This is a genomic window from Variovorax sp. 38R, assembly GCF_014843395.1.
Lineage (GTDB): Bacteria > Pseudomonadota > Gammaproteobacteria > Burkholderiales > Burkholderiaceae_C > Variovorax > Variovorax paradoxus_H.
The window spans coordinates 1,905,920-1,919,703 of sequence record NZ_CP062121.1 but is presented as its reverse complement, the minus strand read 5'-3'; the positions used below and the strand labels follow the sequence as shown (position 1 = coordinate 1,919,703).

16 protein-coding genes are annotated in these 13,784 nt (G+C 62.4%); 13 read left to right on the top strand and 3 right to left on the bottom strand.

The window, feature by feature from the left end:
• Positions 1–134: 134 nt before the first annotated feature.
• From IG196_RS08605 to IG196_RS08575, 7 genes are all read left to right on the top strand, one after another.
• A complete protein-coding gene (locus IG196_RS08605) occupies positions 135–911 on the top strand; it encodes a hypothetical protein (protein WP_192195805.1) in 777 nt (258 codons plus the stop codon).
• Between the two features lie 49 nt (positions 912–960).
• On the top strand, positions 961–1,851 hold the full coding sequence (locus tag IG196_RS08600) for a DUF3616 domain-containing protein (protein WP_225616978.1): 891 nt from the start codon (positions 961–963) through the stop codon (positions 1,849–1,851).
• Positions 1,852–2,028: 177 nt separating this feature from the next.
• Positions 2,029–2,682, top strand: a complete 654-nt coding sequence (locus IG196_RS08595) for an arsenate reductase ArsC (protein ID WP_412556373.1) — start codon at positions 2,029–2,031, stop codon at positions 2,680–2,682.
• A gap of 103 nt (positions 2,683–2,785) precedes the next feature.
• On the top strand, positions 2,786–2,998 hold the full coding sequence (locus IG196_RS08590; protein WP_192195803.1) for a hypothetical protein: 213 nt from the start codon (positions 2,786–2,788) through the stop codon (positions 2,996–2,998).
• Between the two features lie 362 nt (positions 2,999–3,360).
• Complete coding sequence (locus tag IG196_RS08585; protein WP_101492468.1) at positions 3,361–3,540, top strand: DUF3606 domain-containing protein; 180 nt, start codon at positions 3,361–3,363, stop codon at positions 3,538–3,540.
• The gene (locus IG196_RS08580; RefSeq protein WP_192195802.1) at positions 3,540–3,785 is read left to right on the top strand and encodes a hypothetical protein; all 246 of its coding nucleotides are present in this window, start codon (positions 3,540–3,542) and stop codon (positions 3,783–3,785) included. Before IG196_RS08585 ends, IG196_RS08580 begins: the two co-directional genes overlap by 1 nt.
• A 623-nt stretch (positions 3,786–4,408) precedes the next feature.
• Positions 4,409–4,669 carry a DUF1488 family protein gene (locus tag IG196_RS08575; protein WP_192195801.1) on the top strand — a complete coding sequence of 87 codons (261 nt, stop codon included), beginning with the start codon at positions 4,409–4,411 and terminating at the stop codon, positions 4,667–4,669.
• 19 nt (positions 4,670–4,688) lie between these two features.
• Here IG196_RS08575 and IG196_RS08570 read toward each other — a convergent pair whose 3' ends face one another.
• Both IG196_RS08570 and IG196_RS08565 read right to left on the bottom strand, forming a co-directional pair.
• Positions 4,689–5,396, bottom strand: a complete 708-nt coding sequence (locus tag IG196_RS08570) for a Crp/Fnr family transcriptional regulator (protein ID WP_192195800.1) — start codon at positions 5,394–5,396, stop codon at positions 4,689–4,691.
• Positions 5,397–5,511: 115 nt separating this feature from the next.
• Positions 5,512–6,252 carry a Crp/Fnr family transcriptional regulator gene (locus tag IG196_RS08565; protein ID WP_101492473.1) on the bottom strand — a complete coding sequence of 247 codons (741 nt, stop codon included), beginning with the start codon at positions 6,250–6,252 and terminating at the stop codon, positions 5,512–5,514.
• Between the two features lie 185 nt (positions 6,253–6,437).
• On the opposite strand from IG196_RS08565, the gene IG196_RS08560 reads away from it, so the two are divergent.
• The 4 genes from IG196_RS08560 (at position 6,438) to IG196_RS08545 (ending at position 8,820) form a co-directional block, all read left to right on the top strand.
• Positions 6,438–6,872 (top strand): hypothetical protein, encoded by a 435-nt coding sequence (locus IG196_RS08560; RefSeq protein WP_192195799.1) that lies wholly within the window; start codon positions 6,438–6,440, stop codon positions 6,870–6,872.
• Positions 6,873–6,880: 8 nt separating this feature from the next.
• The gene (locus IG196_RS08555) at positions 6,881–7,102 is read left to right on the top strand and encodes a hypothetical protein (protein WP_192195798.1); all 222 of its coding nucleotides are present in this window, start codon (positions 6,881–6,883) and stop codon (positions 7,100–7,102) included.
• A 323-nt stretch (positions 7,103–7,425) separates the two neighbouring features.
• Positions 7,426–8,550, top strand: coding sequence for a sensor histidine kinase (locus IG196_RS08550; RefSeq protein WP_101492476.1), 1,125 nt, complete (start codon positions 7,426–7,428; stop codon positions 8,548–8,550).
• Positions 8,551–8,586: 36 nt separating this feature from the next.
• On the top strand, positions 8,587–8,820 hold the full coding sequence (locus IG196_RS08545; protein WP_101492477.1) for a hypothetical protein: 234 nt from the start codon (positions 8,587–8,589) through the stop codon (positions 8,818–8,820).
• A gap of 684 nt (positions 8,821–9,504) precedes the next feature.
• On the opposite strand, the gene IG196_RS32000 is transcribed toward IG196_RS08545, so the two are convergent.
• On the bottom strand, positions 9,505–9,975 hold the full coding sequence (locus IG196_RS32000; RefSeq protein WP_225616977.1) for a hypothetical protein: 471 nt from the start codon (positions 9,973–9,975) through the stop codon (positions 9,505–9,507).
• Between the two features lie 127 nt (positions 9,976–10,102).
• Here IG196_RS32000 and IG196_RS08535 point away from each other — a divergent pair, with 127 nt between their 5' ends.
• Both IG196_RS08535 and IG196_RS08530 read left to right on the top strand, forming a co-directional pair.
• Positions 10,103–11,200, top strand: coding sequence for an acetate/propionate family kinase (locus tag IG196_RS08535; protein ID WP_101492479.1), 1,098 nt, complete (start codon positions 10,103–10,105; stop codon positions 11,198–11,200).
• Positions 11,197–13,584 carry a phosphoketolase gene (locus IG196_RS08530; protein WP_101492480.1) on the top strand — a complete coding sequence of 796 codons (2,388 nt, stop codon included), beginning with the start codon at positions 11,197–11,199 and terminating at the stop codon, positions 13,582–13,584. The genes IG196_RS08535 and IG196_RS08530 overlap by 4 nt, the downstream gene beginning before the upstream one ends.
• Positions 13,585–13,784: the final 200 nt, after the last annotated feature.

Genomic DNA, 13,784 nt, shown 5'->3' with positions numbered 1-13,784 from the left:
GAGAAAGGCAAGAGGAAAGATGCGGGTGCTGATGCCCGCCGCTTCACCGGATCGCACAGAGGCCCTTGATGCAGACTCCCGTTGCATTCAGAATAATGGTGTAAATCATTTACACCATATTTTTTAAATCCTCAATGACTGACTCCGGCCTTCCCAACAACGAAATGACTTCCGCGCCCAGCGACGCAGCAGACCCGGCAGTGGTTGCCTCCGCGGCCCAGCCGTCAGCAGCGTCCACAACTCCTGCCGCAACGCAGTTGCCATCGAACTCTCCAGCTGCGGAGCCGGTTGCACGCAAAAGGCCGTCGGTCAAGAAGGCACCGGTGCGCCAGCCCAAAGTAGCCGCGACCAAAAAGGCGGCCGCCAAGAAGGTCTCGCCTCGAAAGGCCAAGCCGGCACAACCCGTGGCCACGAAGTCCTCGGCAAAAAAAGCAGCGGTGACCGAGAAGGCGGCGTCGGCCAAGGTCGGCGCCAAGACCCCCTCATCCAAAAAGATGACGTCGGTGAAGAAGGCATCAGCGAAAAAGGCAACAACGAAGACGACAGCGGCAAAAAAGACGGGGCCATTGAAGACCAAGGGGGTGAAGGCCTTGGCCGTGCCGCCTCAGGTCGCAAAGCCTGCGGCTCCCCGCAAGGAACGGGCGACGTCTGTCCAGGCCGCATCATCCGAGTCCGTGCGCGATGCAGCCAAAACCAAAGCCAAGCTTGTGCGAGACAGCTTCACGATGCCCCAGCAGGACTTCGGTCTGATTGCCGTTCTCAAGGACCGCGCGCTGGGTTTCAAGCGCCCCGCCAAGAAGAGCGAGCTTCTACGAGCCGGGCTGCACGCGCTCCAACAGCTCACCGATGCCCAACTGCGCGGTGCGCTGGATTCGCTGGCGCCGCTGAAGGCTGGGCGCCCGAAGAAGTAGGCCAGACAATGCGGCCGTGATGCACGACAGACTTCCCGCTTTCCAGCCCTTGACCGGCATCTATGAGCCGTCGGCGATACAGCAGTTGCCGGACGGGCGCTTCCTTGTGGTCGAGGACGAAAAAAGCCACCCCTTCAGTTTGGTGGTGATCGGCGCCGACGGAAGTGTCGACAGTACCGAACTCACCGCCGGGCTGTTTCAGATCTTCAGTGACTTCTGGAAACTCGATGATCTCGAAGGCCTTGCTTTGGACCGCGCAGGCTTTGTCTACGCCATCACTTCGCATTCCCGAGACGACGAAGGCCGCGAAAAGAAGTCCCGCGAACGACTGGTTCGGTTCCGGGTCGAGGGGAGTCGGGTGGCGGAGGCCAAGGTCGTCGACGGATTGAAGCGCGCCCTGACGTCGACGCATCCTGAACTGGCCTCGGCAGCCACGATCCGGGATGTCAAGGCCGGCGGTGGGCTCAACATCGAAGCGTTGGAGATCAGCCCAGACCAGCAACGATTGCTGATCGGCTTTCGCAGCCCGTTGCGCGATGGCCGCGCGATCATCGCCAGCGTCGAGAATCCGCATGGCGTCTTCGAGGCGGACGAGGTACCCCGGGTGGCGGCTGATCTCAATGAGCTGGACCTGGGCGGCCACGGAATTCGCGGGTTGTCCTACGTCTCCTCCATCGGCGAATACTTGGTCATCAGCGGGCCGGTTTCTCGCGAGCCAGGCCAGTTCGCCCTCTGGCTCTGGAATGGACAGCCAGGTGGCGCAGCGCGCCGTGTCACGGTCCCGGGTCTTCAGGGCCTGGAGCGCGCAGAAGGCGTGAGCCCGGCCGTCATCGACGGCGTCGCCCGAATCGTCATCGTCAGCGATGACGGGAATCGGAAGGCAGAACGATCTGCGAAGTATCTTCTGCTGGCCCCCGATCAACTGCAAGCTGCGCATTGAATCGGTCGGCCCGGGGGGCTGCCCCGTGACCAAGTGATTCGGGCAATCTGATTTGCATCGTTGCTGCCTGAACACGTGAAGTCACGTGCGTGTCAGAGTGCAATGCGAGGATATGCAGTGACGGCCGTGGGACGCTGGTAGGGAATGCAAATTGCGCCTCGAATCCCGAGGTTCCCGATGTCCGCGACCGTCTCTATAACCAACCTGCGCCCTGGCCCGCGCCCGCCAGGCATGCTGCCCGGTCGGAAAACAGGGGCGCATCGCTATGCGCGGTGTCATGCGCAGGTAATCGTGGAAGGGGTCAATCGGTCGGGTCCGTCACTTCGTTTCGCTATGACTTCAAGCCACACCACCAATGTGCTGTTCATCTGCAACAGCAACGCCGCCCGAAGCCTCATGGCTGAGGCACTCCTCAACCAACTGGCTGGCGAGCGGTTCCACGCCTACTCCGCCGGCAGCACTCCGGCACCTGATGGCCAGCCTGACCCACGTACCCTGAAGGTCCTTCAGGAGGGAGGTATTGCCACAGAGGGGCTGCGCAGCAAAAGCTGGGGCGAGTTCGCCTCTGCATCCGCGCCTTCGATGGACCTGATCGTCACGCTTTGCGACGAAGCCGCAGGTGAAACATGCCCTGTCTGGCCTGGCCGCCCTGCGACCGCGCATTGGTCGCATCCTGATCCACGCGCATTGGATGCGCAAAGGGATCCCGATGCTTTCGTTCATGCGATGTATGCGATCCGCCGGCACATCGACCTTCTGGTCGCACTGCCGGACGCACGAATTGAACACCTCGTCCTCGAATCTGAAGCTGCCCGCATCGGCAAGAGCTAGGGCAGATATTTTCTTGCCGGGCCGCAGCTGATTGCGAGCAACCGAGATAGCGCCGGATGCTCGTGTGGGCCACTTGCCCCCGACACTGAAGACAATAGCGCGCATGAAAACAAGCGCGGCGGAGCTGGCCGCGCTGATCGCCTGCGCAGCCGTCGTCGGATCGGTGGCACCCGCCGCCAGCAAGGGCACGAAGCTGTTGACGTACGCCGTGCTGCCGGCGTTCTCCCCCGCGCCCGCGGCGGACGCGGTCAACGCGGTCAGTTCGAACAGCACGTCGTTGCCGCCGGCATCATCAGAACTATGTCGTCTGCCTTGAATTGGCCGCAGGAGATGGCCAGATGGTTGGCGATCCGCGTGGCGACCGGCATGGTCAACGCGCCCAGCGCGCTGCCGGTCAGCTTGTTGCTCCGCCCCACCGGATGGGTGACGCGCACACCGCCCTGGCCGTACCCAAGGCAGCCCGCATGCTTTTCCACCGGTACCGCAAAGACTGATGTGGCGTCGCCGTCCAGTCCGGTCTGCGCAGCACAGGGAGTGATTCGAAGGCCAGCTCTGGAAGGTGACACGCGTAGGCGATCCGCCGTCAGAAGAAGGCGGTAAACGGACACGCGCCCCTGCCCGCAATCCTGTCATCTTGACCACGCGACGGGCCTTTCCTCGCGCGAACTGGAGAACGACATGGCTGACGACACCAACAAAACCAGAATAGACCCCAAGCTGATCTCGCTAGAGGAGCCGCACGAAGTGCGCTCGTGGATGGAATCACTCAGGTGCACAGAGATGCAATTGCGAGATGCAATGAAGGCCGTTGGAAATTCGGCCAACGCTGTGCGCGAGTACCTCGAGGAGAAACGCTGATGCCCCCCATTCGGCGGATCGCCGTCCACGTTGACGAGCCGGCCCCCGGCCAGTTCTACTGGGTGCTCATGGAAAAAAGCGACGCCGCCAGGCGCTGGGACAAACTTGTATCCTCCGAAGAACCCTGCAGTCTGTGGCTCGACGCCCTAGAAGCCGGTGTGCGCGCACTCACGGGCTACGCGCCGGACGAGCGCGTCGGGCCGCGCGAGACCGCGGAAGACGAAGACGCCGACCCGGTCGGCTGATCTAAGCACACGCGTCAATACACGGAGGTTCCAAACACTCTGTGGCTTGGACGACTCGCGCTCGCATGCGTTGTGACTTCAACCTCGTCTGAGCGACGACGCAGTAGGACGCATACGGTCGGTCGCTCAGATCGCTCTACCGCGTGGTTGTCGATGTCTGCTCGCAGCGTCTCATCGAGCGTCGGCGTATCGCCTCTGGCCAGCCGAACCTCGATCGCCCACACCACTGCGTCACGAAGGATCTTCGGCATGCTGCGCCCACTGAGGTAAGTCCGAAGCAGCGACTCGGCAGTGAACTGGGACGGCGTCATGGCATCCCTCCGTTGAGGAAGTTGAAGCCGCCACATTACTTCGCAGGAGGTGTTTCGACCGTGCGCTGTCGCACAGACCGAAAACAAAAGCCGGACCATGATCTGGTGGACGGCCATCCGGCGCTGGTAGAGGAAGCTTAAGCACCCGCCCATCAAGAGCGGCCCTCGATGCCGGCGGGCCGTCACCTCGCCGGCGTTCACGGCAAAGCGCCAAGCGCGCGGGCCTGTGGAGCGATCAACGCCCGTTATCGCACAGACACGACGTGCAATCCCTGTGATAGTGGGCAGCCGCCCCCAAGAAAGACTCCCGCAATGTCCGACGCTCCCTATTTTCATGATGCCTCCGGCTCCATCCGCTTCTGGGTGAACATGGAAGGCACCCAGTTCGTGAGTGCCAGCATCGGGAGAGAAGCACTGCGTTATCACTTTCGCACAACCGAGAACGCCGACCCACTTGAAACGTTCAGCCACCATGTCGAAGAGATCGAAGCTGCGGTGCGGCGTCGTCTCTTACAAGGGGCGATGGAACCGGTGATGCTTCGTGAAAACGATCTTCATGCCCCCGCACTTTGAACTGCGGGAAACTCACCCGCTATGAGATCAGCCGCGCGTAGTTGCGCCGGTTGGCTCGATAGCAATCGCACGCCGCATTTTCCAGTCCCTGGCGATCCGTGATCGTGATGGCGCCACGGCGGTAGTCAATCAGTCGACGCTCGTGCAGCGCGGTCGCGGCATTGGTGATGCCGACCCGGCGCACCCCCAGCATACGGCCCAGCACTTCATGAGTCAGTGCGAGGTGTGTGGAGTGCGCGCAGTCCTGTGTCGTCAATAACCAGCGCGCCAGGCGTTCCTCGATCAAATGGAAGCGGTTGCACAGGCCCGACCGCCCCAGCTCCATCAGCAGCACACAGACGTAGCGATTGAGAACCGGCTGGAGCAGCGTGTTCTGCTCCAGCTCCTGAGCAAACGACTGCGCTGTCAGGCGCCAGGCCAAGCCGCCGCCCTGTACGAACGCTCGCAATGGTGCGCTTTGCACGCCCAACGACAGTTCGTAGCCCACAGCTCCCTCGTTGCCCACCAGACCTGTTTGCAGGCCGTCGTGACCATCTGCAGTAGAAACCAGCGAGACGAAGGCACTCGTGGGAAAGTGGATGTGGCGGATGGCATCACCCGGCTCATACAAGGTCTGTGCCGCGGTCAACAGGACACTCTCGCATTTTTCGAGTAGGCGCGCCCTGACCATCGGCGGCAGCACTTCGAGCAGACGGTTGTGGATGGGGCGGGTCGAGTGGGATGTCACAGAGCCGCTTGTTGAGAAGAGCTAGCGCGGAAATGCGCTACCGGGCGCATTGTTGCTGATGCGATCGTTCACGTCTGTGCGGCGGCGCACCGAGACTGGCTATCGCCGCGACGGATCAGGTCGCCACTGGGCGAGGCAGCAGTCGATCCGTTTCGCGCTTCACGACTTCATAGCATTCGCAGACCTGCTGTTCGAGGCCCGGGCGGTCAAGTACCGTGATGTGACCTCGCGCATACTTGATCAGGTTCAGACGCTGAAGTTTGCCTGCCGCCTCCGTGACGCCTTCGCGTCGCACGCCGAGCATGTTGGCGATCAGCTCCTGCGTCATGATCAGTTCATTGCCCGGCAATCTGTCAAGGCTCAACAATAGCCAGCGGCACAGTTGCTGTTCGAGCGAATGGTGCCGGTTGCACACCGCCGTTTGCGACATCTGGGTGATGAGCGACTGCGTGTAGCGCAGCAAGAGGTGAAGCAGCGGCCCCCCCTTTTCTGTCAACTCCTGAATGTGGGTGGCACTCAGTCTGAAGGCGTTGCCTGCGCTTTGCACCACGGCACGATTGGGGGTGCTACCTCCGCCCATCAAGAGCGACACGCCCACCATGCCTTCGAAGCCGACGACCGCGATCTCCGCCGATTGCCCGTTCTCCAGCACATACAGCAGCGAGACGATGCAATCGACCGGAAAAAAGACGTGCCGCTGCACCACACCCGATTCGTAGAGAACCTCCCCGAGACGCAGCGGCACAACCTCGAGGAACGGCTCCATTCGGGCCATCACCTCAAGAGGGATGGCATCCAGAAGTTCGTTGTGTGCGGAGGCCCGACGCAACGAGGACGAACGCGGAGGCAATGCCATGGATGGGATCAGCTTCCAAAATTCTCATCATTCTGAGGCTGAAATCCGGCGTCTGTGCGCTGCCGCACCAATCATCGAGACTTTATTTGGGGAGCGTCGGTGCGCTAGCGAACGGTGACGGACTCACTTTCTGGTTAGCGTGGGGCACCCAGAGTCCCGCTTTGGAGAGCAACCCAACGTACGCCATGAACCCCGCGGATATCGACACCGAGAACCTGGCACGCACCTATCTGTACGGCCGTCAGTTTCGACGAATCCTGAACCGGGCGGCGGCGTGGGTGTCGGGCACACGGTTGGGTGGCCCCAAGTTCGTGACAGCCAGCGCCGCCCTGCGTTCCGGCATCGACTATCAAACCACCTCACCGGCGTCGCCGGTCGACGCCAACCCGGGAGATCCAATGCCCATGCATCTGCTGAGTCGCCTTTGCTGCTCGCGACTGCCCCTGCTGATCGATAATCAGGCGGAGATTCAAATGTGCGACGTGCTGCGCAGCGAGGGCTTGATCGAGGCTGAGCTTCCGCCCTTGCTGCACCAGCGTGGGCGAGTCGTCTATTCAGGCCAGGCCACCGTGATGCGCGTGACGCCCAAAGGGCATGACGCATCCGGACAAGCGCATTGAGCCGCAGCATGGCCAAGCTTCCCATGCACATGGCGACGGTGACCCTCTGCTTGCCCTTTGACATTGACTCGGAAGCCGAAGTCACAGCCCTTCGCTGCGCGGGAATCCCCGTTGATGCGCTCGGCAACGCAGAGTCTGGCTACCTGTTCGTGAGGCTCGCCAACAACCGCTGCGACAACATCTTCCGATGGTTTTCCAACAGGTTGGAGCAGAAGTCTTCGGAGCCCTGAGAGGCGACGTTGACCTCTACGCCGGGGTCGAATGGCACCAGTGGTTTCCAGATGGCGCAGATTTTTCTGCCACTGGCAGGCTACCCCCCGGCCCTGCACTGAAGCCCCGAGCTCGTCCCAAAGCTCAGTGACGAATGCACCAAGCATCACTCGCGGCCTCAAGCTTCCCGCTGCCTCGCAAAACGATCCTGGCGCTCGATCGTCACTACGTTCGCTACCGCACAGACTGGGCTTTTCGCATCAATGACGATTGAGCAATGCGTCTCGAAAACACCGCCGACGGCGCTCATTAATAACCAGGCGAACGCCATCGAGGTCTGAACATGCGCAACTTCTTGACCAATAACCGTGATGAACTGATCTCACGGTGCAAGTCAAAAGTTGCGCGAAGGCCCCGGCGCGCAGCAACTGAACAGCAGTTGGCCAACGGCATTCCGCTGTTCCTTGATCAATTGATCCAGACGTTTGCCGCGGAAGAAGATGACAAGCCGGCGGACAGCATCCGAATTTCGGGCCCCTCAGGCGGAGATTCACAGGCCTTGTCGGAGATGGGGGTAGCCGCCACGGCCCACGGCAAGGAGTTGCTCAAACTGGGGTACACGGTAGATCAAGTCGTCCACGACTATGGCGACCTTTGCCAAGCGATCACGGACATGGCCTTCGAGCGCGATGCCCCCTTTGCTGTCGGGGAGTTCCGCACATTGAATCGATGCCTGGACAACGCCATTGCTGATGCCGTCACGGAATTCAGCTATCAGCGCGATACACAGATCGCCCGCCAGCAGAGCCTTGACTCCACCGAGCGTGTCGGTTTCCTCGCTCACGAGTTACGCAACTGTCTGGGCACGGCGACTCTTGCCATCCATGCCCTCGAACTCGGCAACATGACAGTGGGAGGTGCCACGGGAAGCGTATTGAAGCGCAGCCTTGCGGCGATGGTCACCCTGATCGATCGGGCGCTCGCCGAGGTGCGCGCCAGCGTGCAGGAACAGCGCCAGACGTTTTCCGTCGCCGCGTTCATCAAGGATGCCGAAACCGCCGCGCAGCTCGTCGCTGGCGCTGCACGCTGTTCCTTCGAAACGGCCTCGGTCGACCCTTTGCTGGCCATCCATGGCAATCGCGAGCTGCTGCTTGCCGCCTTACAGAATCTCTTGCAAAACGCGTTCAAGTTCACGCACCCGCACACCACTGTCGCCTTGAAAGCTCATGCGCTCGACGACCATGTCTTGATTGATGTCGAAGACCACTGTGGAGGGCTGCCGCCCGGAAGCGCTTCCAGGATGTTCGAGCCCTTCAATCAACACAGTCATGACAAATCCGGTCTCGGCCTGGGCCTTTCCATCGCACGCCAAAGCGTTGAGGCCGATCTCGGCACGTTGACTGCTCGAGATGTTCCGGGAACAGGTTGTGTTTTCACCATTCGCTTGCCATTGCACGTCCTCGAATGACAAGCACCTAGGCTTTCTCCATCCCAAGGACTCATCATGGACATCCAATTGCTGATGCGGATCGGCCGCATGCCACCACCTCGGTGGCTCACTTTGTCGGCGGATGTTTCAGCCGCGAAGCGGCTGGCTGCCGACGGCATGATCGAGATGACTCTGGAGTTGCCGGGCAACGCAAAGACATTTGGACGCGAATCAGTGCATGTTCGCACGATCACACGAAATGGTGCCTCGGCTATCGCTGACGAAAAAACTCGCTCGCAGCGGAAATGAACTTGCTCTTCGTTTTGGATGCATTGCGCCGGCGGCGCAATTCCCCCTCCCCGGCGCCGTACCTGCCCGCCTTCGTCCGGGCTTTTCGTTCCTGCTTTCGCACAACTGCTTAAGGTCGCCCATCTCAACGGAGTGATCCGCGCCACCACGCCGAACGTGCCTCGCTCCCCTTCTTCTCCCGCGCTGTAGTCCATCGACCCGCATCCCGCGTTGTGGATGTCCCAGCGACCGCGAAAGAAGCCAAGAATGCCCGGCACGAAGCTCCCCAAGAGTTTTCAGCAGATCAGGACGCAGTTTGGTCGAACGTTCCACCGAGGCGATCGAGTCGCCTCCGAAGGTCGGCTTGGCTCCATCACAGGAGCGACCTACTCCCACATCCGGGTGCGCTTCGACGGACAACAGATTTCCGTACCGTGCGACCCCCTGGAGCTTCAGCTTGACCGGCCGAATCCGGCGAAACGAATCCTCGCCCCGACTCTTTCGTAGGAGGCTGCCTGCTACAATTCAGGCTCGCTCATGCATTCTTGAGCGTTGCCTGGCCAGGCAAGCTGAATCTCATACCAGCGCGTCGAAGTCACTACGACGAGAAAAACAACAATGACTTCCGCAAACGAACATTTGCCGTAGCGTGGACCGCGTAAGAGTTCACGACCAAATATCAAAGCCCGCCTCAAGCGGGCTTTTTCAATGGCGCACGAACGGCGGCACCCAATGCGGGTCGTGCGCCCCATCTGGCCCGCTGGAGAGATTCCAGATGGTCGCGCCGACCTTCACCAGCGCCGCGACGTCTGTTTCATAGCTGCCGCTGTGCATGTCCAGCTTGTCGATCATCGATGCCAGCATGCACATCGCCTCTTCGGGTGGCAAAGCGCCACCCAACTTGGCCATCGCTACGATCTGAAGCAGTACGTCGGCTTGGTTCATTTCAGCACTGTGCGCGCGAGTCGCGGCACGCGCAAGATCGTAGCCTCGCTGAAAACCAACGAGGCGGTCTACAACGGCTTCGGCCCGGTCAAGATTCGCACCGTCAAAAATCATCGACGCAAGTGAGCCTGCGGCGGCGGCAGCCCAGGCGCCATCTTTGCAAGTACCACAACAGCTTGGAAGCACGCATTGATGGCTCAAGCCGACCGGGGCCAGCGTGACTTCGGACACCGACCCTTGGCGAGGCCTTGCAAGCCGCACAGCCCGCCCGCCCGCCCAAGTATTCGACACGCAGGCACTTGCGCGAGCGAGACCATTCATGACACCTTGGACGGGGTAAGCGGCGCATGATGGTCGCATGACAGGCGATGTGATGCTCACCTTCAACCCCGGCTCTTCGTCGATCAAGCTCGGGCTGTTCGTGATCGACGCAGGCGCGACGCGCGCCCTCGCCCGCCGCACGGTCGATGCAACGCCCGATGCCTTGTCCGGCGTGATCGCGAAGGCCCTGGATTGGGTGAGCGACGCAGCGCCGGGCGCACGGCTCGTGGCGGTGGGTCACCGCGTCGTGCACGGCGGGGACGAGTTCAGCGGCCCGGTGGCGATTACGGAAGACACGCTCATCGCCATCGAGGCACTGGCACCGCTCGCGCCGCTGCACCAGCTGCAAAGCCTGCGACTGATCCATGCGGTGCGGCACGCCGCACCAGCGCTGCCGCAGTCGGCCTCGTTCGACACGGCCTTCCACCGCAGCCAGAGCGCTGCATCGCGCCGCTACGCGCTCCCACGCGTGCTGTTCGACCAAGGCATCAAGCGCTACGGCTTTCATGGCCTGTCGTACAAATTCATCGCGTCGCAACTGCGCCAGCAGCACCCCGAGATTGCCGCGGGCCGCGTGGTGGTCGCGCACCTGGGCAGTGGCGCCAGCCTCTGCGGCTTGCTGCATGGCACCAGCCGCGAGACCAGCATGGGCTTCTCCACGCTCGACGGCATTCCGATGGCCACGCGCAGCGGCGCGCTGGACCCCGGCGCGCTGCTCTATCTGCTCAAGCAACCGGGTCAGTCCATCGACACGGTCGAAGACATGCTCTATCACCGCTCAGGCTTGCTCGGCCTCTCCGGCGTTTCGGGCGACGTGCGCAAACTGCTCACGAGTGATGCGCCCGAGGCACGCGAAGCGCTGGCGCTGTATGCACTGCGGATCGCGCGCGAAGTGGCCGCCATCGCCACCACGCTCGGCGGGCTCGACGCGCTCGTTTTCACCGCCGGCATCGGAGAGAACCAGCCGGCTGTGCGCGACGCCGTGTGTCGCCACCTCGCCTGGCTCGGCGTGACGCCCGATCCCGCAGCCAGTCAGGTCGCCGTGCTCGTCATGCACACCGACGAAGAGCAGGTGATCGCCGACGAGGCCTGCCAAGTTCTTTCCCTTTATCAAACCACCGGAGCCGCCCCATGACCCGCCCACTTGAACGCGCCCCGCCCGAAGACTTCAACCTGCTCGACGCCTGGTGGCGCGCCGCCAACTACCTGTCGGTCGGCCAGATCTACCTGATGGACAACCCGCTGCTCCATCGGAAGCTGGAACTTGCGCACATCAAACCGCGGCTGCTCGGCCACTGGGGAACGACACCGGGCCTGAACTTCGTCTACGCCCACATGAACCGCGCGATCGTCGCACGCGACCTCGATGCGCTCTTCATCGCCGGCCCCGGCCACGGCGGTCCCGGCGTGGTCGCCAACACCTGGCTCGAAGGTACTTACAGCGAGGTCTACCCGGACGTCGCTCTCAACACGGCCGGCATGCAGCGGCTCTTCACCCAGTTCTCTTTTCCCGGCGGCATCCCAAGCCATGTCGCGCCTGAAACGCCGGGCTCGATCCACGAAGGCGGCGAGCTGGGCTACTCGCTGCTGCACGCCTACGGCGCCGTGTTCGACAACCCCGAGCTCATCGCGTGCTGCGTGATCGGTGACGGCGAAGCCGAGACCGGCGCGCTCGCGGCGAGTTGGCACTCCAACAAGTTTCTCAATCCCACGCGCGACGGCGCTGTGCTGCCCATCCTGCACCTCAACGGCTTCAAAATCGCCGGCCCCACGGTGCTGGCGCGCATCGGCGACGAAGAGCTGACGCAGCTGATGCGCGGCTACGGCCACGAGCCGCATTTCGTTTCCGGTGACGACCCCGAAACGATGCACCGTGCGATGGCGCTGGCGCTCGACACGGTACTCGACGTCATCCGCGCGATCCAGACCGAAGCGCGCGCAGACGGGTTCACCCGCCGACACCGCTGGCCGATGATCGTGTTGCGTTCGCCCAAGGGCTGGACCGGGCCCAAGGTGGTGGACGGTGTGCCGATCGAAGGCACGCAGCGCGCGCACCAGGTGCCGCTGACCGGCTTTGCGCAGCATCCGGCGCACATCGGCCTGCTCGAAGACTGGATGCGCAGCTACCGGCCCGAGGAGCTGTTCGATGCCCACGGCACCCTGCACGCCCATATCGCGGCCATCGCGCCGCGGGGCCTGCGCCGCATGAGCGCAAACCCGCACGCCAACGGCGGCGCCTTACTTCGCGATCTCAAGCTGCCGGACTTCCGCGACCATGCCGTGGCAGTCGAGTCTCCCGGCGCCTTGCAAGGCGAAGCCACACGCGTGCTCGGCGGTTTTGTGCGCGACGTGATGTGGCGCAACGACGAACAACAAAACTTCCGGGTGATGGGCCCGGACGAGACCGTGTCGAACCGTCTGGGTGCGCTCTTCGAAGTGACCAACCGAACTTCGACGGCACGCGTCGAGCCGACCGACGACCACGTTGCACCCGACGGCCGCGTGATGGAAGTGCTCAGTGAACACCTCTGCCAGGGCTGGCTCGAGGGCTATTTGCTGACCGGGCGCCACGGCTTCTTCTCGTGCTACGAAGCCTTCATCCACATCATCGATTCGATGTTCAACCAGCACGCCAAATGGTTGAAAGTGACGCGCAAGATCGGCTGGCGGCGCCCGATCGCCTCGCTCAACTACCTCTTGACCAGCCATGTCTGGCAGCAGGATCACAACGGCTTCAGCCACCAGGACCCGGGCTTCATCGACCATGTGGTCAACAAGAAGGCCGAGGTGGTGCGGGTCTATCTGCCGCCGGACGCGAACACGCTGCTGTCGGTGGCAGACCATTGCCTGCGCAGCCGCGACTACGTGAATGTGATCGTCGCCGGCAAGGCACCTGCGCCGCAGTGGCTCGACATCGAGGCCGCCGTGCGGCATTGCAGTGTCGGCCTGGGCATCTGGGACTGGGCCAGCAACGATGCCGGTGTCGCGCCCGATGTGGTGATGGCTTGCGCCGGCGACGTGCCCACGCTCGAAACCATGGCGGCGGTCGATCTGCTGCGCACGCACCTGCCCGATCTCAAGGTGCGGGTCGTGAACGTGGTCGACCTGATGGCGCTGGAATCGCCGTCAGCGCATCCGCATGGCCTGGCGGACGCGGTGTTCGATTCGATCTTCACGATCGACAAGCCGGTGATCTTCGCGTTCCACGGCTATCCGGCGTTGATCCACCGACTGACGTACAAGCGTGCCAACCACCGGGGCTTCCATGTGCACGGCTACCAGGAAGAAGGCACCACCACCACCCCCTTCGACATGACGGTGCTGAACCATCTCGACCGCTTCCACCTCGCCGCCGATGCGATCGACCGCGTGCCACGCATGACCAACAGCGCCGCGCATGTGCAGCAGTACCTGCGCGACCGGTTGCTGGCGCATCGGGCTTACATCACCACGAAGGGCGAGGACATGCCTGAGATCTCGGGGTGGCGGTGGCGCGCCCAGAAGGTTGCAAGGGCCTGATCGCTTCAAGTTCGATTTCAGAGCCTTTGGGGCCATCTTGTTGTGCCATCAACTGCTCCGGCTACCGCTTGAGGCTGATCTGGAGCGCGTGCTGCCAAAGCGTGTCGATGCTTTGCGTTGCCGTGCCGCACTCGGCGCTCGGCTACCGTGCACCCAACGAATTCGAATCCCAATTCGCTCAGCAGGCGGTTTAGTTCTGA

Excerpts from the sequence above, each read along its gene's own strand:
- IG196_RS08590 (WP_192195803.1), top strand. The coding sequence starts at position 2,786 with ATGAAAACAAGCGCGGCGGAGCTGGCCGCGCTGATCGCCTGCGCAGCC.
- IG196_RS08575 (WP_192195801.1), top strand. The coding sequence starts at position 4,409 with ATGTCCGACGCTCCCTATTTTCATGATGCCTCCGGCTCCATCCGCTTC.
- IG196_RS08555 (WP_192195798.1), top strand. The coding sequence starts at position 6,881 with ATGGCCAAGCTTCCCATGCACATGGCGACGGTGACCCTCTGCTTGCCC.
- IG196_RS08585 (WP_101492468.1), top strand. The coding sequence starts at position 3,361 with ATGGCTGACGACACCAACAAAACCAGAATAGACCCCAAGCTGATCTCG.
- IG196_RS08595 (WP_412556373.1), top strand. The coding sequence starts at position 2,029 with ATGTCCGCGACCGTCTCTATAACCAACCTGCGCCCTGGCCCGCGCCCG.
- IG196_RS08605 (WP_192195805.1), top strand. The coding sequence starts at position 135 with ATGACTGACTCCGGCCTTCCCAACAACGAAATGACTTCCGCGCCCAGC.
- IG196_RS08545 (WP_101492477.1), top strand. The coding sequence starts at position 8,587 with ATGGACATCCAATTGCTGATGCGGATCGGCCGCATGCCACCACCTCGG.
- IG196_RS08560 (WP_192195799.1), top strand. The coding sequence starts at position 6,438 with ATGAACCCCGCGGATATCGACACCGAGAACCTGGCACGCACCTATCTG.
- IG196_RS08535 (WP_101492479.1), top strand. The coding sequence starts at position 10,103 with ATGACAGGCGATGTGATGCTCACCTTCAACCCCGGCTCTTCGTCGATC.
- IG196_RS08530 (WP_101492480.1), top strand. The coding sequence starts at position 11,197 with ATGACCCGCCCACTTGAACGCGCCCCGCCCGAAGACTTCAACCTGCTC.
- IG196_RS08580 (WP_192195802.1), top strand. The coding sequence starts at position 3,540 with ATGCCCCCCATTCGGCGGATCGCCGTCCACGTTGACGAGCCGGCCCCC.
- IG196_RS08565 (WP_101492473.1), bottom strand. The coding sequence starts at position 6,252 with ATGGCATTGCCTCCGCGTTCGTCCTCGTTGCGTCGGGCCTCCGCACAC.
- IG196_RS08550 (WP_101492476.1), top strand. The coding sequence starts at position 7,426 with ATGCGCAACTTCTTGACCAATAACCGTGATGAACTGATCTCACGGTGC.